The organism is Variovorax sp. MSC1_012, assembly GCF_023667525.1.
Classification (GTDB): Bacteria; Pseudomonadota; Gammaproteobacteria; order Burkholderiales; family Burkholderiaceae_C; genus Variovorax; species Variovorax beijingensis_B.
On the sequence record NZ_CM174443.1, the window covers coordinates 4,756,462 to 4,779,733 of the forward strand.

At 68.7% G+C, this 23,272-nt stretch carries 23 protein-coding genes and 1 pseudogene; 17 read left to right on the forward strand and 7 right to left on the reverse strand.

Annotation, left to right across the window (positions count from 1 at the left end; translation table 11 throughout):
• The first annotated feature begins 98 nt into the window (after positions 1-98).
• A complete protein-coding gene (locus tag L1081_RS22355; RefSeq protein ID WP_489414123.1) occupies positions 99-545 on the forward strand; it encodes a cytochrome c in 447 nt (148 codons plus the stop codon).
• A 65-nt stretch (positions 546-610) separates the two neighbouring features.
• Here L1081_RS22355 and L1081_RS22360 read toward each other — a convergent pair whose 3' ends face one another.
• Positions 611-1,108: a TlpA disulfide reductase family protein gene (locus L1081_RS22360; protein WP_489414124.1), complete on the reverse strand. Its 498-nt coding sequence runs from the start codon at positions 1,106-1,108 to the stop codon at positions 611-613.
• An 89-nt stretch (positions 1,109-1,197) separates the two neighbouring features.
• Between L1081_RS22360 and L1081_RS22365 the strand changes: the two genes are divergently transcribed.
• The 15 genes and pseudogenes from L1081_RS22365 (at position 1,198) to L1081_RS22435 (ending at position 15,812) form a co-directional block, all read left to right on the forward strand.
• Positions 1,198-1,740, forward strand: coding sequence for a hypothetical protein (locus L1081_RS22365; protein ID WP_489414125.1), 543 nt, complete (start codon positions 1,198-1,200; stop codon positions 1,738-1,740).
• Positions 1,737-2,984 carry an MFS transporter gene (locus tag L1081_RS22370; protein WP_489414126.1) on the forward strand — a complete coding sequence of 416 codons (1,248 nt, stop codon included), beginning with the start codon at positions 1,737-1,739 and terminating at the stop codon, positions 2,982-2,984. The genes L1081_RS22365 and L1081_RS22370 overlap by 4 nt, the downstream gene beginning before the upstream one ends.
• Complete coding sequence (locus L1081_RS22375; RefSeq protein WP_021012782.1) at positions 2,981-3,436, forward strand: PTS sugar transporter subunit IIA; 456 nt, start codon at positions 2,981-2,983, stop codon at positions 3,434-3,436. The genes L1081_RS22370 and L1081_RS22375 overlap by 4 nt, the downstream gene beginning before the upstream one ends.
• A complete protein-coding gene (locus L1081_RS22380) occupies positions 3,405-3,674 on the forward strand; it encodes an HPr family phosphocarrier protein (protein ID WP_015867655.1) in 270 nt (89 codons plus the stop codon). The genes L1081_RS22375 and L1081_RS22380 overlap by 32 nt, the downstream gene beginning before the upstream one ends.
• Positions 3,675-3,778: 104 nt before the next feature.
• Positions 3,779-5,575, forward strand: a complete 1,797-nt coding sequence (gene ptsP, locus L1081_RS22385) for a phosphoenolpyruvate--protein phosphotransferase (protein ID WP_489414127.1) — start codon at positions 3,779-3,781, stop codon at positions 5,573-5,575.
• A gap of 136 nt (positions 5,576-5,711) precedes the next feature.
• Positions 5,712-6,083 carry a DUF4148 domain-containing protein gene (locus L1081_RS22390; RefSeq protein WP_489414128.1) on the forward strand — a complete coding sequence of 124 codons (372 nt, stop codon included), beginning with the start codon at positions 5,712-5,714 and terminating at the stop codon, positions 6,081-6,083.
• Positions 6,084-6,129: 46 nt separating this feature from the next.
• Positions 6,130-6,597, forward strand: coding sequence for a Spy/CpxP family protein refolding chaperone (locus L1081_RS22395; RefSeq protein ID WP_489414129.1), 468 nt, complete (start codon positions 6,130-6,132; stop codon positions 6,595-6,597).
• A 91-nt stretch (positions 6,598-6,688) separates the two neighbouring features.
• Entirely contained in the window at positions 6,689-7,084 is a 396-nt protein-coding gene (locus L1081_RS22400; protein WP_489414130.1) for a DUF4260 family protein, read from the forward strand.
• 112 nt (positions 7,085-7,196) lie between these two features.
• Positions 7,197-7,895, forward strand: a complete 699-nt coding sequence (locus tag L1081_RS22405; RefSeq protein ID WP_489414131.1) for a response regulator — start codon at positions 7,197-7,199, stop codon at positions 7,893-7,895.
• Complete coding sequence (locus tag L1081_RS22410; RefSeq protein ID WP_489414132.1) at positions 7,892-9,289, forward strand: ATP-binding protein; 1,398 nt, start codon at positions 7,892-7,894, stop codon at positions 9,287-9,289. The genes L1081_RS22405 and L1081_RS22410 overlap by 4 nt, the downstream gene beginning before the upstream one ends.
• A gap of 106 nt (positions 9,290-9,395) precedes the next feature.
• Positions 9,396-10,439, forward strand: coding sequence for a zinc-binding dehydrogenase (locus L1081_RS22415; protein WP_489414133.1), 1,044 nt, complete (start codon positions 9,396-9,398; stop codon positions 10,437-10,439).
• A 172-nt stretch (positions 10,440-10,611) separates the two neighbouring features.
• Positions 10,612-11,168, forward strand: a pseudogene (locus tag L1081_RS22420) (fimbrial protein).
• A gap of 164 nt (positions 11,169-11,332) precedes the next feature.
• The gene (locus tag L1081_RS22425; protein ID WP_489414134.1) at positions 11,333-12,127 is read left to right on the forward strand and encodes a fimbria/pilus periplasmic chaperone; all 795 of its coding nucleotides are present in this window, start codon (positions 11,333-11,335) and stop codon (positions 12,125-12,127) included.
• 95 nt (positions 12,128-12,222) lie between these two features.
• Positions 12,223-14,808, forward strand: coding sequence for a fimbria/pilus outer membrane usher protein (locus tag L1081_RS22430; RefSeq protein WP_489414135.1), 2,586 nt, complete (start codon positions 12,223-12,225; stop codon positions 14,806-14,808).
• Positions 14,805-15,812 carry a fimbrial protein gene (locus L1081_RS22435; protein ID WP_489414136.1) on the forward strand — a complete coding sequence of 336 codons (1,008 nt, stop codon included), beginning with the start codon at positions 14,805-14,807 and terminating at the stop codon, positions 15,810-15,812. The genes L1081_RS22430 and L1081_RS22435 overlap by 4 nt, the downstream gene beginning before the upstream one ends.
• A gap of 26 nt (positions 15,813-15,838) precedes the next feature.
• On the opposite strand, the gene L1081_RS22440 is transcribed toward L1081_RS22435, so the two are convergent.
• The 6 genes from L1081_RS22440 to L1081_RS22465 all read right to left on the reverse strand — a co-directional run bounded on the left by L1081_RS22440 (position 15,839) and on the right by L1081_RS22465 (position 21,593).
• Positions 15,839-16,162, reverse strand: coding sequence for a hypothetical protein (locus tag L1081_RS22440; protein ID WP_489414137.1), 324 nt, complete (start codon positions 16,160-16,162; stop codon positions 15,839-15,841).
• 73 nt (positions 16,163-16,235) lie between these two features.
• Positions 16,236-17,087: an EamA family transporter gene (locus tag L1081_RS22445; RefSeq protein ID WP_489414138.1), complete on the reverse strand. Its 852-nt coding sequence runs from the start codon at positions 17,085-17,087 to the stop codon at positions 16,236-16,238.
• A gap of 70 nt (positions 17,088-17,157) precedes the next feature.
• A complete protein-coding gene (locus L1081_RS22450) occupies positions 17,158-17,865 on the reverse strand; it encodes a helix-turn-helix domain-containing protein (RefSeq protein ID WP_489414139.1) in 708 nt (235 codons plus the stop codon).
• A gap of 41 nt (positions 17,866-17,906) precedes the next feature.
• Positions 17,907-19,043 carry an SLC13 family permease gene (locus L1081_RS22455; RefSeq protein WP_489414140.1) on the reverse strand — a complete coding sequence of 379 codons (1,137 nt, stop codon included), beginning with the start codon at positions 19,041-19,043 and terminating at the stop codon, positions 17,907-17,909.
• Positions 19,024-20,556 carry an AMP-binding protein gene (locus tag L1081_RS22460; protein ID WP_489416823.1) on the reverse strand — a complete coding sequence of 511 codons (1,533 nt, stop codon included), beginning with the start codon at positions 20,554-20,556 and terminating at the stop codon, positions 19,024-19,026. Before L1081_RS22460 ends, L1081_RS22455 begins: the two co-directional genes overlap by 20 nt.
• A 131-nt stretch (positions 20,557-20,687) precedes the next feature.
• Entirely contained in the window at positions 20,688-21,593 is a 906-nt protein-coding gene (locus L1081_RS22465; RefSeq protein WP_489414141.1) for a LysR family transcriptional regulator, read from the reverse strand.
• Between the two features lie 116 nt (positions 21,594-21,709).
• Here L1081_RS22465 and L1081_RS22470 point away from each other — a divergent pair, with 116 nt between their 5' ends.
• Positions 21,710-23,269 (forward strand): MFS transporter, encoded by a 1,560-nt coding sequence (locus L1081_RS22470; RefSeq protein WP_489414142.1) that lies wholly within the window; start codon positions 21,710-21,712, stop codon positions 23,267-23,269.
• Positions 23,270-23,272 lie beyond the last annotated feature (3 nt).

The following is a 23,272-nucleotide window of genomic DNA, read 5'->3' on the forward strand; positions in this document are numbered from 1 at the left end:
GCATGCTTCGGGTTGTTGCTATGCGCGCCAGGAACGCTGCCCCTACACTCGGCGCGGCGCCGTTTTCGACGGTGCCCAACCCACAACAAGGACCCCCGATGACTCGACTTGCTTCGTTCGCGCTGGCCGCTGCCTGCGCAGCGGTTTCCCTGCCGGCGGCCGCCCAGTTCGCCAAGCCCGAGGACGCCATCAAGTATCGCCAGAGCGCGCTGTTCGTGATGGGCCAGCATTTCAGCCGTGTCGGCGCCATGGCCAATGGACGCATTCCCTACGATGCGGCGGCCGCCTCCGCCAACGCCGAGATCGTGGCCGAAATGGCCAAGTTGCCCTGGACTGCTTTCGGGGCCGGAACCGAAGGCGGCAAGGGCAAGCCCGAGGTCTGGAAGGAGACCACGAAGTTCAAGGAGCACCAGGACAAGATGGTTGCCGAGACCGGCAAGCTGGTGGTTGCAGCCAAGGCCGGCACCGTCGAGGCGCTCAAGGCCCAGTTCGGCGCCACCGCCTCGAGCTGCAAGGCCTGCCACGACAGCTTCCGCAACCAGTAGCCGAGCGGCGGAAACAAAAAAGGCGCTGCCGAACGCAGCGCCTTCATGATTCCAGCGGGCGGATTTCAAGCCTCGGCGAGCAGTTTCTCGATCAGCTTGTGAAGCTCGGCGAAATCGGGTTCGCCCACGTAGCGCTTCACGATCTCGCCCTTCTTGTTGACCAGGTAGGTGGTGGGCGTGAGCTTCACGTCGCCCCAGGCCTGCGCCACGCTGCCGGTGTTGTCGATCGCCACCTTGAACGGCAGCTTGCGGGTCTCGGCAAAGTTGACGACATAGCTCGGCGGGTCGTAGCTCATGGCCACTGCCAGCGTGTCGTAGCCCTTGGACTTGTACTTGTCGTAGGTGGCGATGACCTTGGGCATTTCAGCCACGCAGGTCACGCAACTGGTGGCCCAGAAGTTCACCAGGGTGACCTTGCCCTTCAGGTCGCTGGTGCTTTTCTTGCTGCCGTCGAGCAGCACGAAGGTCGAGGCCGGTGCCGCGGTGGCGCCGGAGCCGAGGTACACCCCCACGCCAGCGGCCAATGCAAGGGCGACTGCGGCGACGGCGATGTATTTTTTCATGGCAGCGGATGGAGGGAGGCCGGCCGATTTTAGTTCCGCCCGCCGGATCGTGCCGGCGGGCGTCCGCGCGGCTCGATAATGGCTTTCCGATGCCATCGTCCGACTCCCGTTTCCGGCCCGCGCTGGCCGCAGCCGCCGCACTCGCGCTTGCCGCCTGCAGCCCCACCTTCAACTGGCGCGAGGTGCCGGTTGCCGATGACGGCCTGGTCGTTCTCCTGCCCTGCAAGCCGGACCGCGCCAATCGCGCCTTGCCGCTCGGCGTCGAGTCGGTGCAGGTCGACATGGCGGGCTGCGAGACCGGCGGCGCGACCTTCGCCGTGGCCCATGCATCCGCCGAAAGTCCGGCGCAGGCCGAGGCCTGGCTCAGGGCATGGCGCGCCGCCACTCGCAGCCAGCTGGGCGAGGCGCAGATGACCGAAGCCCCCGCCGTATTCAAACGCGCGATCGCCGCGCCCGCACCGGTGCGGCTCGATGCGCAGCCGCCGCAAAAGGGCGCCGCGCCGGTCCAGGTGCTCTGGTTCGCCCAGTCGAAGAAGAACGGCGGTGTCTCGCTCTACCAGGCCACCGTACTCGGCCGCCCTTCTGCGCCCGACGCGGCCAATACCTTCTTCGAGAGCCTGCGTCTCCCATGAGCGGCGGCCTGCTTGCCGGACGGCGGCGGATCGCCACCGTCTTCCTGGCCTTTGCCTTCGCCTATTTCCTCTCGACGCTGGTGCGCGCCATCACGGCCACGCTGTCGCCCGCGCTCACCGCTGAATTCGGGCTCGAATCGCGCGACCTTGGATTGCTCGCGGGCGGCTATTTCCTGGGCTTCGCGTTCACGCAGCTGCCCATGGGCACCTGGCTCGACCGCCATGGGCCCAAGCGCGTGATCGTCTGCTTCCTGTGCGCCGCGGTGGCCGGCTGTCTGCTGTTTTCGGTGGCCACGCATTTCTGGCTGCTGCTGGCGGCGCGCCTGCTCACCGGCGTCGGCGTGAGCGCCTGCCTGATGGCGCCACTCACCGGCTACCGGCGCTGGCTGACGCCGCCCATGCAGCTGCGCAGCAACTCGTGGATGCTGATGGTGGGCTCGTTCGGCCTGGTCGGCGCGACCCTGCCGGTGCAGTGGCTCATGCCCTACCTCGGCTGGCGGCCGCTGTTCTGGCTGCTGGCAGCGGGCGTGCTCGTGTCGATGGCGCTGATTGCATGGGCCGCGCCGGCATGGCATGACGGCGCCGCCCGGGAAAAGAACCAGGGCGAGGGCAGCAGCTACGCGGCCGTATGGCGCGATCCCTTCTTCCGCAAGCTCGCGCCGATCGGTTTCTTCAACTACGGCGGCTTCGTCGCGATGCAGACGCTCTGGGTCGTGCCATGGCTCACGCGCGTGGCGGGCTACACGCCCCAGGAGGCCGCCGGCGCGCTGTTCTGGATCAGCATCGCGCTGCTCGCGACCTACGGGCTCTGGGGCATGGTCAATCCGCGACTCGCGCATCGCGGCATTCCCGCCGCCCGGCTGCTGGCTTGGGGCATGCCGCTCGGGATGCTCGTGCTTGCTCTGGTTTTGATAGCTGGCCCCGCGGCGGGGACGGTGGCCTGGGTGGTCTTCCTGTGCGTTTCCACCGTCGTCACGCTGGCCCAGCCCGCCGTTGCCCTGGCCTTGCCGACTGCGCTCGCGGGTCGCGCGCTGTCGGCCTACAACCTGGTGGTCTTTGCGGGCGTATTTGTCGTGCAGTGGGGCATCGGCCTGCTGATCGATCTGTTCGCCAGCGCCGGGCTCGATCCGGTGGCCTCGTTCCGCGCGGCGCTGTCCGTTTTCCTCGCCTGCTGCGTTATGTCGTATGTCTACTTCCTCTGGGCGCCCCCGCATAATCGGTGCGTAGTCCCACGACCCGCATGAACAGCATCCTCATCATCGCCCACTCACCGTTCGCGCAGGCGCTGCGGCGGTGCGCGCTGCATGTGTTCCCCGATTGCGAGCAGGCCGTCGTCGCACTCGACGTGCTGCCCAACGTGTCGCCCGAAGAAACGCTGGCGGCGGCCCGCATCACGCTCGCGCAGCAGCTCAATGCGCCGCGCTCGCAGGTGCTGGTGCTGGCCGACGTGTTCGGCGCAACACCTTGCAACGTGGCGCAGAAGCTGGTGGACGGCGTCCGCTCGCGGCTGGTGGCGGGCGTCAACCTGCCGATGCTGCTGCGCGCGGTGACCTACCGCCACGAGCCGCTCGAAACGCTGGTGCAGCGCGCCATCGCGGGCGGCACCGCGGGTGTCATGCAGGTGGCGGTGGCGGCACCCCAGAATCAGGCGAAGAGAAAGCACAGTGATCAAGAAATCCGTGACCATCAGCAATAAGCTGGGCCTCCATGCGCGCGCATCGGCCAAGCTCACCAAGATCGCAGGCAGCTTTCCTTGCGAGGTGTGGCTCTCGCGCGGCGACCGCCGCATCAATGCCAAGAGCATCATGGGCGTCATGATGCTGGCCGCCGGGCTCGGCTCGACCGTCGAACTCGAGACCAACGGCCCGCAGGAAGAAGAGGCGATGGACGCCCTCGTTCAATTAATGAACGACAAGTTCGGCGAAGGCGAATGAATGTGGCCCCCACGCTCCCGCACTGCGTGTCGTCGCTGCCCCCCGAGGGGGCGCGGCCGCCTTGGGGCGGCCCGGCGGCGGCCGGTGACCTTCGGTAGGCTCCCATGACCTTCGCAGTCCACGGCCTCCCTGTTGCCCGTGGCATTGCCATTGGCCGCGCGGTGCTGGTGGTGTCCAGCCGCATCGACGTGGCCCACTACTTCATCAAGCCCGAAGAAATAGAAACCGAGATCGACCGGGTGCGCATGGCCCGCAACGCGGTGGCCGACGAGCTTGCCAAGCTGCAGGCCAGCGTGGCGCTGATGGGCCCCAACGATGCGCCGCACGAGCTCGCGGCGCTGCTCGAAGTGCACCAGATGCTGCTGCAGGACGAGGCGCTCACCGGCGGCGTGAAGCACTGGATCACCGACCGGCTCTACAACGCCGAGTGGGCGCTGACCACGCAGCTCGAAATCATCGCGCGTCAGTTCGACGAGATGGAGGACGAGTACCTGCGCGAGCGCAAGGCCGACCTCGAGCAGGTGGTCGAGCGGCTGCTGCACCGCATGAAGGGCACGGCCGCGGTGCTGGCGCCGAGCCCGCCGCGCCGCAAGCGCCCCGCGACCGAGGAAGACGACGACCCCACCGCCGGCGACGGCATCGACGCGCCGCTGGTGCTGATTGCGCATGACCTGTCGCCGGCCGACATGCTCCAGTTCAAGAAGAGCGTGTTCGCCGGCTTCGTGACCGACGTGGGCGGGCGCACCTCGCACACCGCGATCGTCGCGCGCAGCATGGACATTCCGGCCGTGGTGGGCGCGCGCACCGCGAGCCAGCTGGTGCGCCAGGACGACTGGGTGATCATCGACGGCGATGCCGGCGTGGTGATCGTCGATCCCTCGCCGATCATCCTGGCCGAGTACGGCTTCAAGCAGCGCCAGGGCGACCTCGAACGCGGCCGGCTCGCGCGCCTGCGCCACAAGCCCGCGGTGACGCTCGACGGCCAGCGCGTCGAGCTGCTCGCCAACATCGAGATGCCCGAGGACACCGTCGGCGCCGTCAAGGCCGGCGCGGTGGGCGTGGGGCTGTTTCGCAGCGAGTTCCTCTTCATGGGCCGCGAGTCGCAGCACCAGACGCGCCTGCCCGACGAGGAAGAGCAATACCAGGCCTACAAGCGCGCGGTCGAAGGCATGCAGGGCATGCCGGTCACCATCCGCACCATCGACGTGGGCGCCGACAAGCCGCTCGACGGCAAGGCGGTCAGCAAGCAGGAGCATCTGAACCCCGCGCTCGGCCTGCGCGCCATCCGATGGAGCCTGGCCGACCCGGCGATGTTCCTCACGCAGTTGCGCGCCATCCTGCGCGCGGCGGCGCATGGCGAGATCCACCTGCTGATCCCCATGCTTGCGCACCTCAGCGAGATCCGCCAGACGCTCTCGCTGATCGACTTCGCGCGCTCGGAGCTCGACAGCCGCGGCGCCGTGTACGGCAAGGTGAAGCTCGGCGCGATGATCGAGATTCCCGCCGCCGCGCTCACGCTCAGGACCTTCCTGAAGTACTTCGACTTCCTGTCGATCGGCACCAACGACCTGATCCAGTACACGCTTGCCATCGACCGGGCCGACGAGGCCGTGGCCCATCTCTACGACCCGGCCCATCCCGCGGTGCTGAAGCTGGTGGCCGACACCATTGCCGAATGCCGCCGCCAGGGCAAGAGCGTGGCCGTGTGCGGCGAAATGGCGGGCGACGTGGCCTTCACGCGCCTCTTGCTCGGCCTGGGACTGCGCAGCTTCTCGATGCATCCCTCGCGCATCCTCGCCGTCAAGCAGGAGGTGCTGCGCGCCGACACCAGCAAGCTCGAGGCCTGGGCCAAGGGCGTGCTCGAGTCGGACGATCCGGCGTCGGTCCTCGCCGGAAGTTAGTTCTTAGCTATTCAATTCGCTCAAGGGCAGGGCGGAATCGAAATAAAACGAAACACGCCGAAACTGCGGCGAAAGGACTTGCGGACGCGCCGCAAGCACCATCAGGTCTCCTCTTCCACCACAGAAAGGCCTGACCATGAAATCCCTCTCCCTGACCCAAGTCGTCGCCATCGGCTCCTTCGCCCTGCTCGCTGCAGCCGGCGCCAAGGCTGAATCCTACGAAGGCGTCCAGCCGCTCACCTCGGCGAAGAGCCGCGCCGAAGTCAACGCCGAGGCCGTTCGCGAGGCTTCCGCACCGGACCAGAACGTCGTGCGCGGTTCGCGCGGCGCCGAGACCATGGCCGTTTCCAGGGACCGCGCGGGCGTCGTCTTCGAAGCCATGCGCACCGCCGCTGCACCCGACCAGAACGTGACCTCGGGCTCGCGCGTGAACAGCAAGGTCATCTCGACCATGCAGAACCCTGTCGATGCACGTGCCGCAGCGGCCGGCAACAGCAACAGACTCTAAGTAAGACCCACGCCCGCAGGGCATCCTCCGGGCCGCAAGGAACATCATGAAACACTGGATCAAACGCACTCTCTTCGGTTTCGCCGGCCTTGCGGTGGTGGCGGGCAGCATTGCCGGCTGCGCCGGCCACCGGCACGGCTGGGGCAGCGGCGACTCCGCCGAGTTCCGCACCAGGATGGTCGAACGCGTCGGCAGCAAGCTGGAACTCGACGCTGCGCAGAAGCAGAAGCTCACCGTGCTGGCCGAGAAGCTGCAGGCGCAGCGCGAAGCGATGCGCGGCGCGGGCGGTGCAGGCGATCCGCGTTCGCAGTTCAAGGCGCTGTTCGCGGGCAACAAGCTCGACCAGGCGGCCGCCACGCGCCTTGTCGACGAGAAGACCACGGCCGTGCGCAACGGCAGCCCGGAAATCATCGCGGCCGCCGCCGATTTCTTCGATAGCCTGAACGCCGAGCAGCAGCAGAAGGTGCGTGACTTCATGGACCGCGGCGGCCGCCGCTGGCGCCATCATGGCTAGGCTTGGCTCGCTCCCAGCCTTCGCGCACTTCGTATCGCTTCGCCAACCTGCTGCCGGGGGGCGACACCTGCGGCCCGGCGCAGCCGGTTCCGTGGTGTCCCGCGAACAGGCCGTCGTTGGCGGCGTGCGCATGCTGCTGCGAGTGGAAGGCATGGTGGTGCTGGCCGCATCGCTGGCCGCCTACGCGCAGTTCGGTGCCGGCTGGGGCGTGTTCGCGCTCTGGCTGCTGGCGCCCGATCTCGCGGTGCTGGGCTACCTGGCGGGACCGCGCATCGGCGCCGCCTTCTACAACGCCACGCATTCGTACCTCGGCGCCGTGGCGCTGCTGGCCATCGGTGCGCTCGCAGCCATCCCCTGGGCCGTGGCCGGCGGCCTGATCTGGGGCGCCCACATCGGCCTCGATCGCGCGCTCGGCTGGGGCCTCAAGTACGGCGCGGGCTTCGGCTCGACGCACCTGGGCCGCATCGGGCGGGCCGATCCGTGGTGAGCGCATTCAAGGCAATGCCGTGGCGCGCCTCGCAGCAACGGACGGAAACGGCGGTGCAATGCCCGCGGGCCTGATCGTCAGCCAACTGTTCGCCAGGAGGCACAATCCCGCCATGCCGCGCATCCTGCTGATCGACGACGACGAACATCTCGCCGCGCCGCTGACCACCTACTTCGCCCGCTTCGGCTACACGCTGGAGAGCGCGGTGCGCCCGAGCGAAGGGCTCGCCAAATTGCGCGCGGGCCCGTTCGACGCGGCGATCCTCGACGTGATGCTGCCCGAGATGGACGGCTTTGCGTTGTGCCGCGAGATCCGCAAGGAGAGCGACATTCCCATCGTGATGCTCACCGCGCGCGGCGAAGTGATGGACCGCGTGGTCGGCCTCGAATTGGGTGCCGACGACTACGTGCCCAAGCCCTTCGAGCCGCGCGAACTGGTGGCGCGCGTGCAGACCATCCTGCGCCGACAGCGCAGCACGCCGGCGGCGGCCAACAGCAACGGCAACCAGCACCGCGTGTTCGACGGGCTGTCGATCGACCTCGACCGGCGCCAGGTGCTGCGCCAAGGCGAGCGCGTGGAGCTCACCGGCACCGAGTTCGAACTGCTGGCGCTGCTGGCAGCCGAGCCCGGCAAGGTGTTCAGCCGCGACGACATCCTGAACCGCCTGCGCGGCCACGAGGCCGAGCTCTACACCCGGGCGGTCGACATCGTGGTGAGCCGCCTGCGCAAGAAGCTCGAGCCGCTGGACTGCATCAAGACACTGCGCAATGCCGGCTATGCGCTGGCCGTCGCGCGCAGCGAGCCCGCATGAGGCCCAGGCGGCGGGGCTTGCGCGAGGCGCTGCACGGGATCGCATCGCGTCGCGCGGAGCTGCACAGGCAATGGCACGCGCAGTGGCACGAAAAGGTGCAGGGCAAGCGCCGCTGGCGCCGCTCGCTGCGCATCCGGCTGGTCATGATGTTCGTGATGCTGGCGCTGGTGATGGCGGCGGTGTTCATGGGCGGCATGAAGAAGTCCTTTTCCACCGGCTGGGCCGAGGCCGCCAAGCCGATGCTGGTCGACTATGCCGACCGGCTCGTCGCCGAGATCGGCACGCCACCCGACGTGGCGCGCGCACAGGCGCTGGTCGCCCGGCTGCCGATCACGATCCGCATCGTGGGCCCCAAGGTCAACTGGGACTCCAATCCCGGCGGCATCCAGGGCCGCGGCGGCTGGATGCACGACCGCGACGAGAAGCCGTGGAGCGACAAATGGTTCATCCGCCCCACGGCCGATGGCCACCACGTCATCTTCGGCTGGTCGCCCAGGCTCTGGCAGCTTGCGCCGCGCGTCGTCGGCTGGGCCACGCTCTGCGCGCTGCTGCTGCTCGTGGTGCTGGGCTATGCCTATGTCAGCCGGCTGCTGCGGCCGCTGATCGACATCCGCGAAGGCGCGCAGCGCTTCGGCCGCGGCGAGTTCACGCAGCCGATTCCGATCCGCCGCAACGACGACCTCGGCGACCTTGCGGAGCACATCAACACCATGGCCGACGACATCCAGGCCATGCTCGATGCCAAGCGCGGGCTGCTGCTGGCATTGAGCCACGAGCTGCGCTCGCCGCTCACGCGGGCCCGGCTCAATGCCGAGCTGCTGCCGGCCACGCCCGAAAGCCAGGCCGAACGCGAGGCGCTGCTGCGCGACTTGAACGAGATGCGCGACCTGATCAGCGACCTGCTCGAGAGCGAGCGGCTCGCGAGCCCGCACGTGGCGCTGCAGCGCGAGCCTGTGGACCTGGCGGCGCTGGTGCGCGAGGTCGCGGCCGAGATGCCGGGCGCCCAGCAGGTGCACCTGGACCTGGCCGAGGGACTGCCGCCGCACGCCGTCGACCGCATGCGCATCCGCCTGCTGGTGCGCAACCTGCTGGACAACGCCCTGCGCTACAGCACCGACGCGCCCCGCCCGCCCTGCGTGTCGTTGCGTGCCGTGGTCGACGGGCCGGCGCAGGGCGTGGAGATCGAGGTCCGCGACCACGGCCCCGGCGTCGACGAGGCCCAGCTCGAACGACTGACCGAGGCCTTCTACCGCACCGACAGCGCGCGCGCGCGCGCCACCGGCGGCGTCGGGCTCGGGATGTATCTTTGCCGGCTGATCGCCGAGGCGCACGGCGGGAGCCTGGCGGTGCGCAACGCGAATCCGGGCCTGCGGATCGTCGTGCGCCTGGCCTGAGCGGCAGCCCCAGGCGAGGCGCGGTGCTGTCGCCTGCGCTACGGCCAACAGCGCCGCGCGCCGCTAGCATGGCGCCGCAACAACGACCTTTCCAAGGAGACCTCCCATGGCCGAAGCGCCCGTCAATCACCAGGTCAGGCTCGCCAGGCGGCCCGAGGGCGCGGCAACGCGCGAGCACTGGCAGTTCACGACCGAGCCGGTCGGCGAGCCCGCCGAGGGCGGCGTGCTGGTCAAGACACTCTCGCTCTCGCTCGACCCCGCCATGCGCGGCTGGCTCAACGACGCCAAGAGCTACATCGCGCCGGTGGAGATCGGCGCCGTGATGCGCGCGGGCGGCATCGGCCGCGTCATCGCCTCGAAGAACCCGGACTTCGCGGTCGGCGACACGGTCTACGGCACGCTGGGCGTGCAGGAATACATGCTCGTTCCCAAGGAAGAGATCAAGCGCAACGGGCTCGTCAAAGTCGACCTGCGCGCGGGCACCATCCACCAGTGGCTCAACGTGCTCGGCATGCCGGGCATGACCGGCTACTTCGGGCTGATGGACGTGGGCCAGCCCAAGGCGGGCGAAACCGTGGTCATCTCCGGTGCCGCGGGCGCCGTGGGGCAGACGGTCGGGCAGCTCGCCAAGATCAAGGGCTGCCGCGTGGTCGGCATCGCCGGCGGCCAGGCCAAGTGCGACTGGGTGGTGAAGGAGCTGGGCTTCGACGCCTGCATCGACTACAAGGCCGGCGCCGGTGCCGTGCGTGACGGCCTCAAGGCGCATTGCCCCAAGGGCGTGGACATCTACTTCGACAACGTCGGCGGCGAGATCCTCGACGCGGTGCTCGCGCGGCTCGCGCGCAAGGCCCGCGTGATCATCTGCGGCGCCATCAGCCAGTACAACAACGCCAACAGCATGCCCGCGGCCGGCCCCCGGAACTACCTGAGCCTGCTGGTGAACCGCGCGCGCATGGAAGGCATCGTGGTGTTCGACTATGCGGACCGCTTCCCCATTGCCGTGGCCGAACTCGCCGGCTACCTCAAGGACGGCCGCATGAAGAGCAAGGAAGACGTGGTCATGGGGCTCGGCACCTTCCCCGAGGCGCTGAACCGGCTTTTCAGCGGCGAGAACTTCGGCAAGCTGGTGCTGCAGGTTGCGGAGGCCTAGTTCGGTCTGCCGCCTGCCCTTGATCTGTGACCTAAGTCTCGAAGATCCGGGTAGGGAGTGTTAACTATCGTCAACTGACGACAGACGGTGTTCTTTTGCATCTTTGTGTGAATAAGCTGCGCCCTGCCTTGCACAAGCAGGCGCAGTCACATCAATCCCAGGGAACGCAAAAATGCAAAAGACCGTATTCGTCAAGTTCGCAGCACTGGCCGTCGCCAGCGTGCTGTCGCAAGCTGCCTTCGCCGCCGACGGCACCATCAATTTCACCGGTGAAATCGTCGATGCGCCTTGCTCGATCTCGCCCAACAGCCAGAACCTGACCGTGCCGCTCGGCAAGGTTTCGCGCACCGTGTTCGACGGCGCCACCGCCGGCACCGCGGTCGTCGGCAAGAAGACCACGCCCGCCAGGTTCAAGATCGACCTGCTCGGCTGCGGCGCTACCGCCAAGGGCGCCACCGTGACCTTCTCGGGCACCGCCGACCTCGATGACGCCACCAATCTGCGCCTGGCAACGCTGGCCAGGTGGGCGTGGGCTCCGCTTCGGGCGTGGCCATCGAACTCGGCGATTCCGCCGGCACCAAGATCGCCCTGGGTTCGCCGTCCGGCGTCTACGTTCTGGGCCTCGGCGACAACTCGCTGAACTTCCAGGCAGCCTACGTGGCGACCAAGACGGCCGTGACGACCGGCCCGGCCAACTCGGTCGCGCAGTTCACGGTGGCCTACAAGTAAGCCGCCGGCGGCCGCGCTGCCGCTCTTGCCCGCGCCGCGCCTGGACTCCTAGGTCCGGGCCGGCGTCGGCAAATTCCCTTTTTTCTTTTTTCCTCGGCGACTCGGTGCGCCGCGGTGCCGGGCTGCGCGCGTCATGCGTCCGCCCGTCAAGGATTTCTCTCCCTATGTGCAGCAACAATCGCCGTCGGTGGGTTTTCGCCATCCTGCTGATGCTGGGCTTCCAGTGGCCCGCCGATGCGGGCGTGATGCTCGGCGGCACGCGCGTGATCCTCGGCGAGAAGGACCGCGAAGCCTCCATTCCGGTGAAGAACACCGGCACCTCCCCCTATGTGGTCCAGGCCTGGATCGATGCCGGCGAAGGCAGGAACAAGACGCCGCTGCTCGTCACGCCGCCGCTGTCGCGGCTCGATCCCGGCATGGAAAACATCCTGCGCATCATGCGCGTGGCCGGCGAGTTGCCGGCCGACCGCGAGTCGGTGTTCTGGCTCAACGTCAAGGAGATTCCCGAGAAGTCGAAGGAAGAGAACGTGCTGCAGATCGCGGTGCGCAGCCGCATCAAGCTGTTCTACCGTCCCGCGAAGCTCGCCGGCAAGCCCGAGGAATCGAGCGCGCAGCTCAAGTGGGCCGTCAGCGCCGGCGCGCAAGGCCAGGGCGCGGTGCTCAAGGTCGGCAATCCCACGGCCTACCACGTGACCTTCACCGCGCTGAACATCAACAGCGGACAGCAGCTGATCAATGCCGACATGGTGCCGCCCTTCGGCGAGATGGCCTATCCGCTGAGCGCGGTCAAGACGCCGCAGGCCATCCAGGTCGACTTCACCACGCTCAACGACTACGGCGGCGAGACGCCCGAAGAGCGGGTGCAGGTGCCGGCGGGTGCAGAGCCGGTGGCCGTGAAGGCCGAACTGGTGCCTCCGCCTGCGCCTTCTGCACCGTCCGCCGACGCGGCGAGGCGCTGAGACGCGGGGGCCACATCGCCATGCGCCGTTCGCCGCCTGCTCTTCGTGCGCCATGCCGGCTCGCCCTGTGCGCAGCCCTGCTGGGCGCGTTCGGCATGCCCGGCCATGCACAGCAGCAGCTCGCCGGCTCCAGCTTCAACGAGGAATTCCTCGGCATCGGTGGCGACCAGCCGCATGCCGACCTTTCGCTCTTCTCCTTCGGCAACCGCGTGCTCGCGGGCAAGTACATGGTCGACGTGTCGCTCAACGAGCGCAGCGCGGGGCAGACCGAAATCCGCTTCGCCGCGAAAGACGGCAAGCATGACGCCGAGCCCTGCCTCACGCGCGGCATGCTCGATGCGTGGGGCGTCAACGTGGCCGTGTTTCCCGAGCTCGCAGGCGCCGCGGACGAGGCCTGCATCGACCTGCTCAAGGTCATTCCCGACGCGGCCGTGAGCTACGAGGCGGGCAAGCAGCGCCTGTTCGTCAGCATTCCGCAGGCGGCGCTGAAGCGATCGGCGCGCGGCGCGGTGGGCCCCGAGAAATGGGACAGGGGCATCACCGCCGGCATGCTGGACTACCAGCTCAACTTCGCGCGCTACAGCGGCAACGGCTACCGCAACAACGCGGCCCCTTTTGCGCCGCCGCAGAACGTGTTCGACGGCAACGCCTTCGCCAGGCGCGACGAGAACCTGCAGCGCAACACCCTGTTCGCGGGGTTACGCGCCGGCTTCAACCACGGCGACTGGCGCTTTCGCCACTTCTCGACCTACAACCGCGGCATCGACGGCAAGAGCCGCTGGCAGGGCATCAGCACCTATGCGCAGCGCGACCTGGCCTCGATCAACGGGCGGCTGCTCATCGGCGACGGCAACACGCCCGGCAACTTCTTCGACAGCCTGCCATTCCGCGGCGTGCAGCTGTCGTCCGACGACGCGATGCTGCCCGACAGCCAGCAGGGCTACGCGCCCACCATCCGCGGCGTGGCGCAGACCAACACGCGCGTGACGGTGCGCCAGAACGGCTACGTCATCTACAGCACCTTCGTGGCGCCGGGCCCGTTCGTGATCGACGACCTGTACCCCACCGCATCGAGCGGCGACCTCGAGGTGACCATTGCCGAAGCCGATGGCCGCCAGACCAGGTACATCCAGGCTTTCTCGGCCGTGCCCACTCTGCTGCGCGAAGGCACCTGGCGCTATTCGGCCACTGTCGGCAGGTACCGCAACGGCTACGACAGCGGCAGCGGCAGCGTGCTCGGCCTGCGGTCTTCGCTCTCGCAGCCAGTCTTCATGCAGGCCACGCTCGCGCGCGGACTGGGCAACGAGTTCTCGGTCTACGGCGGCCTGCTGATGGCAAACATGTACCAGTCGCTGCTCGCGGGCGTGGGCAAGAATCTGCGCGACTTCGGCGCCGTGTCGGTCGACCTGTCGAGCGCGCGCACCACCGGCCGCGCACCGGTCGATGGCATGAAGACCTACGACGGCCAGTCGCTGCGCTTCCTCTATTCGAAAGCCTTTCTCGCCTCGGGCACCAACTTCCGCGTGGCCGGCTATCGCTATTCCACCAGCGGCTACCGCACCTTCCAGGCGGCGGTGCAGATGCAGGACCTGCGGTCTCTCGAGTCGTTCCACAGCCGCCGCAACGAGGTGCGCTTCGAACTCTCGCAGCAGATCGGCGACTGGGGCAGTGTGTTCGCATCCGCACGCCAGCAGAGCTACTGGGGCACCAGCGCGAAAGACCGGCTGGTGCAGCTGGGCTACTCGGGCAACTACAGGCAGTTTGGCTACAGCGTTTTCTACAACCACACCACCAGCCTGAACCGCGCGCCGGTGCGCCAGGTGATGTTCACGCTGAGCATTCCGCTCGGCGACACCCGCGCCAGTGCGCAGTACGCCCTCACCCGCGACAGCACCGGACGCGTCAACCAGCAGGCCAGTGTCTACGGCTCGGCCTTCGACGACAGCCGCCTCACCTACAACGTGACGGCCGGCGGCGCCAACCAGGACGGCGGCAGCAGCGGCAGCGCGAGCGCGAGCTACCTGTCGTCCGTGGGCCGCTTCGATGCCGGCCACTCGCAGGGCCGCGGCTACGGCCAGAGCACCTTCGGCGTGTCGGGCGGCGTGCTGGTTCATGGCGGCGGCGTCACCCTGTCGCAGCCGCTCGGCGAAACGGTGGCGCTGGTGCAGGCACCCAAGGCGCAGGGCGTGGGCTTTGAATCGCAGCCCGGCGTGGCCACCGACTGGGCCGGCAACGCGGTCATCCCCAACCTGACGCCGTACCGGCTGAACCGGCTGGCCATCCGCACCGGCGACCTCGGCGACACGGTGGAAGTGAAGAACGCCGCCACCGAGGTGGTGCCCACGCGCGGCGCGATGGTGGCCGCGAAGTTCGAGACCTCGGTGGGCTTCCGCCTGCTGATGGTGCTGACCGACCGCAAGGGTCGCGTGCTGCCGCTGGGCTCGAAGATCGAGAACGAGGCGGGCCAGGAGGTCGGCATTGTCGGCCCCGATGGCCAGGCCTTCGTGACCGGCGCGGGCAACAGCGGGCAGTTGACCGTGCGATGGGGCCAGGACAAGGCCGACCAGTGTGTCGTGCCCTACAGCCTGCCCGATGAAGAGAACCCGCCGCCGATCCGCGAGCTGAACGGCCAATGTGCTGCGGCCGAGCCGGGCACGATGAAGCAGAAGGAGGCGGAATGAACCGCAGCAAACCATCGGGCGCGACGAATTTCCTGCGCCACTGCGTGCCGGCCCTGGCGCCGCTGCTCGGTGCGCAGGGTGCGTGGGCGGCATGCTACGTCACGCCGGGTTACATCGAGAAGACGGTCAACATGGAAGTGGGGCGCGTGATCATTTCCAATGACCTGCCCGTGGGCTCGTCCGTCATGACGCCGAAGCTGTTTCCCTTGCCTCTTTCGGGAACCACCAACAAGCCGTGGATCTGCACGGGAGGCGGGACGGTGATCGGCGAGATGCGTCAGGGCACTGAGGTACCTGGATACAACCGTGTGTTCACTACCAATGTGGCGGGCATCGGCATCCGCTTGTCGCGCTACTTCGACGGGGCCGAGTCCGCCTACTACCCGCACACGCGCACCACCACTGGGGATTTCGGCGAATTCAACTCGGCATCGCGCTTTCAGGTCGAACTGTTCAAGATTGCCGCGGTGACAGGCAGTGGCCCGCTCTCGCAGGGCACTTACACCCGCTACTACAGCCTGGCGGACAATAAGTCGGTACTGACCACCTTCCTCTCGGGCTTGGGCATCACGATCATCACGCCGTCATGTACCGTAGACCTGGGTTCACGGAACATCTCGGTGCAGTTCGGCAGGGTGCCCCAGAACAACTTCAAGGGCAGGGGCACCACCGCAGGTGACCGCAGCTTCAGCATCAAGCTCAATTGCAAGGCCGGGCAGAACGCGCAGAACACCGTCTACCTGCGCATGGACGCGACGCCGGACCCGTCGAACGAGCAGGGCGTGCTGAAGATCACCCAGGGCACCGGCGCCGCCACCGGCGTGGGCATCCAGGTGATCGACGGCCAGAGTGTGCCGGTGCGGTTCGGTGAAAACGCCTTGGTCGGCCCCTCGAAGGACGGCGACTACGTGCTGCCCTACACGGCGCGCTACTTTCAGACCGGTGCCAGCGTGGCGCCCGGCCGCGCCGACGGCACGGCCACCTTCACGCTCGATTACAAGTAACCGGCGCGGGACGCTCGCCGTTCAGTTCATTCGTCGGTCGGCCGCATCGGAATGTCGCCCATCGCGTCGTCCTCGCGCAAGCCGCGCGCGGCCTTCAGCAGCTCGATCGACAGGCCGCCGCGCTGGCCGGCGAAACCCTTGGCAACGCCTTCCAGCGCCGTTGCGAGGCCGGTCTCGCCGTCGGCGCGCGCGTCCATGCTGATATTGAGCACCCGGGCCGCCATCTGGCGGTAGGTGATGGCGCCCGCGCCCTCGAGTGCGGCCACCAGGTCGAGGTACAGCGCCAGGTTCAGGTCGAACACCAGCTTGGGCGTGATCTCGAAATCTTCGTTCTTGTTCTTGTTTTCCATGAGTGGGGGCTCCTTTTTTCCTGAGCCTCCACTCTAGCCATAAAAATGCGCGGCTCCGTCGGACAGGAGCCATTCAGCGGGCGCGTGTGCCCATGACTGCCGCCGAAATGATGAGCAGGGCGGCCAGCGCGATGGTCCAGGTCAGCGGCCGGCCGGTCACGAGCAGCAGCAGCGCGGTCGAGCCCAGAGGCGTGAGATAGCTCAGGATGCCGATGCGCCGCGGGTCGCCGCGCTTGAGCGCCATGTCCCACACGAAGAAGGCCGCGCCGAGCGGGCCGAGGCCGCACAGCGCGAGCAGCAGCCAGTCCTTGCCGGACAGCGCCACAGGTGTTTCGAGCACCGCATGGCAGGCCAGCGAGAGCACGCCCGAAACCAGCCCGAACAGGCCGATGGCCGAGGTCGGAAAGGCCTCGACACGCTTCGTCCACAGCGAATAACTGGCCCAGATGAAGGCCGAGCCCAGCGCCGGCAGGAAGCCCCAGTAGCCCTGGAGCGCACTGGCACCAGCGCCGCCATCGCCGCGCGTGCCAAGGATCGCGACCGCCGCGCCCGCAAAGCCCAGCAGCGCTGCCGCCAGGTGCAGCGGCCGCAGCGACACGCCCGGCAGCAGCACCGGTGCGAGCACCACCATGAACAGCGGCCACAGGTAGTTGACGAGGTTGGCCTCGACCGGCGGCGCATGCCGCAGCGCGATGAACAGCAAAAAGTGGAAACCGAACAGGCCATAGACGCCCAATGCCAGCGTGCGCGGCGGCACGCGCCAGGCCGCGCGGTCGCGCAGCACCAGCGGCCAGCTCGGCAGGCTGCCGATGATCAGCGCGAGCCCGGTCAGGAGGAACGGCGGCAAGTGCGACAGGGCGGTGCCGAGCGAGGCGAGCGTGGCCCAGAGCGCGATCGCGAAGAGGGCGTGGAAGGTGGGTGACATGAAGAACGAGGCTAACCCGGCCGGCCGTCGCGCAGCGCCGGCGCGTCGTCGCAAAACGACGGTCTTGCCGTCAGGAATCGAGGCGGCGCAGCGCGGCGGTGAGTGCCGAGGGCGAGCGGTAGCCCGTGCGGCGTGCGGTTTCCGCGACGCCGATGCCTTCGAGCCGCAGTTCGCGCGCATGCGCCAGCCTGAGGCCGCGCAGCCAGTGCATCGCGCTCACGCCCTGTTCCTCGCGGCAGCGCTGCGCGAGCTGGCTGGGGCTCAGGCAGGCGACTTCGGCCAGGTCGGCGACCGTGAGCGGCTCGTGCCATCGCGCCCGGGCCCAAGCCGCGAGCGCCGGCCAGTCGATGCGGCGGCGGCGCGCGTGCGGCATCGAAGAATAAGGCGCGGGGCTCCAGGCTTCCAGCAGCAGCGCGGGACCGTGCTGCAGCGCAAGCGCGAACTGCTGCGGCTGCGTCGTGCAATGCGCGAGATAGCGCGCCAGTGCATGCAGCTGAATCGGGTCGGCCGGCGCGCGCTCGGCACACCGGGCCCAGGGCGCATGCGCGGTGTCGAGCACGAGACAGCTGCTGCCACCGCCGCGGGCTTCGAAGTCGTGCCGGTCGCCCGGCGCGACCACCTGTGCCTGGCCGGCACCGATGCCGGCGCCGCGGCCTTCGACCTCGATCTCCAGCACACCCTCGAGGCCGACCAGCACCTGGAAGTGGTCGTGCGAATGGCTGCCGCGCGAGGTGCCGTAGCGGCGCAGCGAAAGGATGGGCGGGGCGGGTTGGTGCATGGGTGGGTCGGGCGCCATTGTCCTGCGGCGCTCCCCGCCTGTCACCCGAGCCGCAGCAGCAGCGCCGAGGCCGCGCACACCAGCAGGAACGGAATGCTGATGCGATGGAACTCGCGCAGCCCGTGCGGCAACTTGGCCAGCCGCAGCGCAATCAGGTTGGCCAGCGAGCCCAGCACGCAGCCGAAGCCGCCCACGCTCACGCCGGCCGCGAGCGCGGGCAGGTCGCGCACATGGCCGTCGAGCAGGATCGCGGCCGGCACGTTGCTGATGAGCTGCGAGGCGACGATGGCGGCGAGGTAGGCGCGCCATCCCTCGGTGATGGGCCAGTGGTTCAGCAGCGATTGAACCGCCGGCAGCTCGGCCAGCTGCCGCAGGTCCACGAACATCAGCGCAATGATCGCGAGCAGCGCCCAGTCGATGCCCTTCAGGACGCGCGGATAGGTCAGCAGGAACACCGCGAACACCACGCCCAGGCCCGCGAGCAGCCAGTGCCGGTCGAGCGCGACCACGAAGCCGATGAACAGAACGCCCGCCAGTGCCAGCAGGCGCGGCTGCACCGGCGCGGCTTCGGTCTCGGGCTTGAGCGCGATGGGCGTGCGCGGCACCAGCAGCCAGGCCGCCGCGAAGAGCCAGAACAGCATCACGGCCACTGTCGGCAGCATCATGCCCATGAAGCCGACGAAGCTCTCGCCCGAGCGGTGCCAGAGGTAAAGGTTCTGCGGATTGCCGATGGGTGTGAGGGCCGAACCCGCATTGACCGCCAGTGCCTCGAGCACCACCAGCCGCGCGAGCGGCAGGTGCGCCTGGCTGGCGAGCACGCGCGTCAGCGGCACCAGCAGGAACAGGCTTACGTCGTTGGTCACCAGCGCGGAAAGAAGCGCCGCGCTGGCGGTCAGCAGCAGCGCCAGGCTGCGCTGGCTGTGCGTGCGCGCGAGCAGGCGCTGCGCGGCGGCCTGCAGCATGCCGCTTTTCTCGACCCCCTGCGTGATCGCGAGCAGCCCGGCCAGCGCGCCCACGGTCTGCCAGTCGACCAGCTTCAGCCAGTCCATCGGCGCCCGCGGGCGCAGGAAAGCGAACAGCACCGCGACGGCGGCCAGCAGCCACAGCAGGCCGTTGCCTCCGCCTTGTTCGGAGGACGCGGCTGCCTGCGCCTGTGCTTCAGCGGCCGCCGAGTTCACGCAACTCCCGCTTGAGCACCTTGCCGATCGCGCTGCGCGGCAGCTCGTCGATGAACTGCAGCCGCGCCAGGCGCTGCGTCTTGCCGAGCTGCGCGTTGGCCCATTGCAGCAGCGCGTCCTCGGACGTGCCATTGCCTTCGCGGCGCACCACGAAGGCCACCGGCGTCTCGCCCCATTGCTCCGACGGCACGCCGGCCACCGCCACGTCGGCCACGGCCGCATGGCCGCGCAGCACCGCTTCGAGATCGCTCGGATAGATGTTGAAGCCGCCGCTGATGATCATGTCCTTCTTGCGGTCGAACAGCGTGAGGAAGCCGTCGCCGTCGAAGCGGCCGACGTCGCCGGTGCGGATGAAGCGCTTGCCGGTGGCGTCGAACCACTCGGCCTCGCGCGTCTTCTCGGGCTGGCGGTGATAGCCGGTCATCATGCCGGCCGAATGGCCCACCACCTCGCCAGCCAGCTCGATGTTGGCGCGCGGGATCTCGCGGCCTTCCTCGTCGATCAGGCGGATGTCGCTGCCTTCGGCCGGCTGGCCGACCGTGTGCAGCTTGTCGGGGTGCAGGTGGGCTTCGAGGATGCAGGTGCCGCCGCCTTCGGTCATGCCGTAGAACTCGATCAGCCCGCCGGGCCAACGCGCGAGCACGTCGGCCTTGAGCGCGGCATTGAAGGGCGCGCTGGTGCTGAACTTGAAGCGGAAGGACGAAAGGTCGTGCGCGTCGAAGCGCGGATGCGCCATCAGGCGCTGGTATTGCACCGGCACCAGCATCGTGTGCGTCACGCGGCGCTGCTCGGCCAGCTGCAGGTAGCCGAGCGCGTCGAACTTGGGCATCAGCACGACGCAGCCGCCGAAGGCAATGGTCGGAAAGAACACCACCAGCGTGGTGTTCGAATAGAGCGGGGTCGACAGCAGCGTGACGGTGTCGGGGCCGTATCCGTACTTGGCGCCGCGCTGCACATGGGCCCAGCGCATGCCGTGGCCCTGCACGATGCCCTTGGGCTCGCCGGTGGTGCCCGACGAATAGATGATGTTGAAGGGCCAGGAAGGCTGCGTCTCGACGGCGCGCGGCTGCGTGCCGGAGGGGGGCAGCCAGCTGTCGAGGCCCTGCCCGGCGGCAGAGCCGTCGAGGGCCACGCGCGGGATGCCGCCTTCCTTGGCAGGGCCGACGACCTCGGCCGCCGAGGCGTCGATGAAGAGAATGCGCGCATCGGCATCCTCGATCATGCGGGCCAGGCTGGCCGGCGTGGACCCGGGAGCCAGCGGCGCGACCGCGACGCCCGCGCGCAACGCGCCGAGGAACACCGCCGCATAGTTCACCGAGGACGCCGCGCAGACCGCGATGGCGTCGCCCGGACCGAGGCCGTCGCGCTGCAGTGCGGCCGCGACGCGGTCCATCAGCGCGTCGAGCGCGCCGTAGTCCAGTGCCTGTTGCGCGTCCGCGAGCGCTGCGTGGTCGGGCGTGTGTTGCGCGTGGAGGCGAACCAGGTCGGCGATGGCGCCGAAGCTGCGCTCCATGGCGGCTTGAATGGCAGGGTGCGTTTGCAAAATCTATCCTTCGTCTTGGCCAGACGGCAGGATAGCGAAGACCCCGGCCCGGCGGTGAGCCGCACGCGACGAGCGCGCATGCAGCGGTGCCATGGCGGGGCCTACGCCGTACGCAGGGTGCGGCGCGACCGCTGCGCTGGCTTGTCCCGGCGCGCCCACTCGGCCTGTTCGATCAGGCGGCCGAGTTCGGCCACGGCCGGGCTGCGCTCCCCGGCATCGCCTTCGCCGTAGGCCAGCGTGAAGTCCAGCATCGGCAGCGCGGGCAGGCCATGGCGCTCGTCCAGCGCCGCCATGCCGGGGCGCAGGTTGTCGCGGGTGAAGGTGGCGACCGCGAGGCCGCTCAGCGCGGCCGTGCGCAGGTCCTGCAGGCTGTGCGAGCTGAATGCGCCGTGCCAGGGAATGCCGGCCTGGTTCAGCGCATCGATGCTGACCTGGCGGCACACGCAGGGCGGCGGCGAGTAGGCCAGCGGCAGCGAGGCGCCGTCCGCGCGCTCGAAGCCCTCGGCGGCGGCCCACACCATCGGCAGGCGCCGCAGCAGCGTGCCCTCGACCGTGCCCGAGACCGACACCACCACCGCCAGGTCGAGCTCGCGCTCGCGCACCATCGTGGCCAGGTCGAGCGTCAGGCCCACGCTCACTTCCAGCCGCACGTTGGGACAGCTGCGCGCGAACTGTTGCAGCAGCTGCGGCAGGCCCTCGCTCATGAAGCTCTCGGGCACGCCGAAGCGCACCGTGCCTTCGATCGGCGAGCAGCGGAAGTGCCGCGCCAGCGCGTCCTGCGCCTGCAGGATGCGCTCGGCATGGCGCAGGAAATCCTCGCCGTCGGCGGTCAGGTTCAGGCGCCGCGTGGTGCGGTGGAACAGCGGGCGCCCGACCAGTTCTTCGAGCCGGCGGATCTGGTGGCTGACCGCCGATTGCGTCAGGTGCAGCTGCTCGGCGGCGCGGGTGAAGCCGTTGGCGCGGTGGACGGCGATGAAGGCCTGCAGGAGGCCGGTGTCGAAGCTCATGGCTGCTCAGATTAATGAAATTGCGTCTTGAATGGAGAGAAATTTAATCATTTGCCTAATGAAATAGGGGTCTTGAGAATGCCTCGGACCACCTTCCTTCTCCTCTTTACGCTCCGATGTCCTCTTCCGTTCCCCGCCATCCCACCCTCGCGCTGGCCGCCATCTGCCTGGCGGCGCTGATGTTCGGCCTGGAGATTTCGAGCGTGCCGATCATCCTGCCGGTGCTGGAGGCGCGGCTGCATGCCGACTTCCAGGACCTGCAATGGATCATGAACGCCTACACCATCGCCTGCACCACGGTGCTGATGGCCACCGGCACCCTGGCCGACCGCTACGGACGGCGCCGCATGTTCGCGCTCACGGTGCTGGCCTTCGGCCTGGCCTCGCTGCTGTGCGGCCTGGCGCCCGGCACGCCGGTGCTGATTGCCGCGCGCTTCCTGCAGGGCATGGCGGGCGGCGCAATGTTCATCTGCTCGATCGCGATCCTGTCGCACCAGTTTCCGGACGGCCGGGCGCGCGGCCGCGCCTTTGCGATCTGGGGCGTGGTGGCCGGCATCGGCCTGGGTTTCGGGCCGGTGGTGGGCGGCGCGATCATTGCGCTGGCCAGCTGGCACTGGGTCTTCCTGGTGCATGCGCCGCTGTCGCTGCTGGGGCTGGCGCTGATCATGGCCGGCGTGGCGGAGTCCCGCGATCCGCTGGCCCGCCAGCAGAAGCTGGACCTGGCGGGCATCGTCACGCTGACCATCGCGGTGCTTGGGCTCACGTGGCTGATCACGCAGGGCGACAGCCTGGGCTGGACCAGCCCGGCCGCGCTGGGCCTGATGGCCGCCACCGCGGCGGGCCTTGCGGCCTTCGTCGCGGTCGAGCGCTTCCATCCGCACCCGATGTTCGACTTCTCGGTGTTCCGCATCCGCGATTTCTCGGGCGCCATCGTCGGCTGCATCGGCATGAACTGCAGCTACTGGCCGTTCATGATCTACCTGCCGCTGTATTTCTCCGCCGGCCTGGGCTACGGCACAACCACCGCCGGCCTGGCGCTGCTGGTCTACACGGTGCCCTTCCTCGTGATGCCGCCGATCGCGCAATGGCTGCTGCTGCGCTACCAGGCGCGCTTCGTGATTCCCGCCGGCCTGTTCCTGATCGGCCTGGGCTTCATGGCGATGAAGTGGGGCAGCGGCCTCGCGCACCTGGGCGGCTGGACGGTGCTGCCCGGTGCGCTGATCGCCGGCATCGGCCTGGGCCTGACCACCACGCCCGCAACCAACATGACCACTGCCTCGGTGCCTGCGCACCGCGCCGGCATGGCCTCGGGCATGGACGTCAGCGCGCGCCTCATTTCCCTGGCCATCAACATCGCGGTAATGGGCCTGGTGCTGGTGGCGGGCATCCTGGCCGCGCTGCGGGGCTCGCTGGGGGCGGCGCTCGATGCTGCGCGGCTGCGCGCATTGGCCGAGCAGCTGGCGGGCGGGGACGTGGCGGGCGCGCAGCAGGCGCTGGCCCTGCCGGATGTTTCCGGTGCGGTGCTGCAGGCCGCCGTGACCCACGGCTTTGGATGGGTCATGCTGTATGGCGGGCTCGGCGCCTGGTTGACCGCGGCGCTCAGCTTCGCGGTGTTCGGCGGCCGGCAGGCCTCGTCCGCGCGGGACGCCTCGCCCCGGGTGGCGGGCGGGCGCTGACGC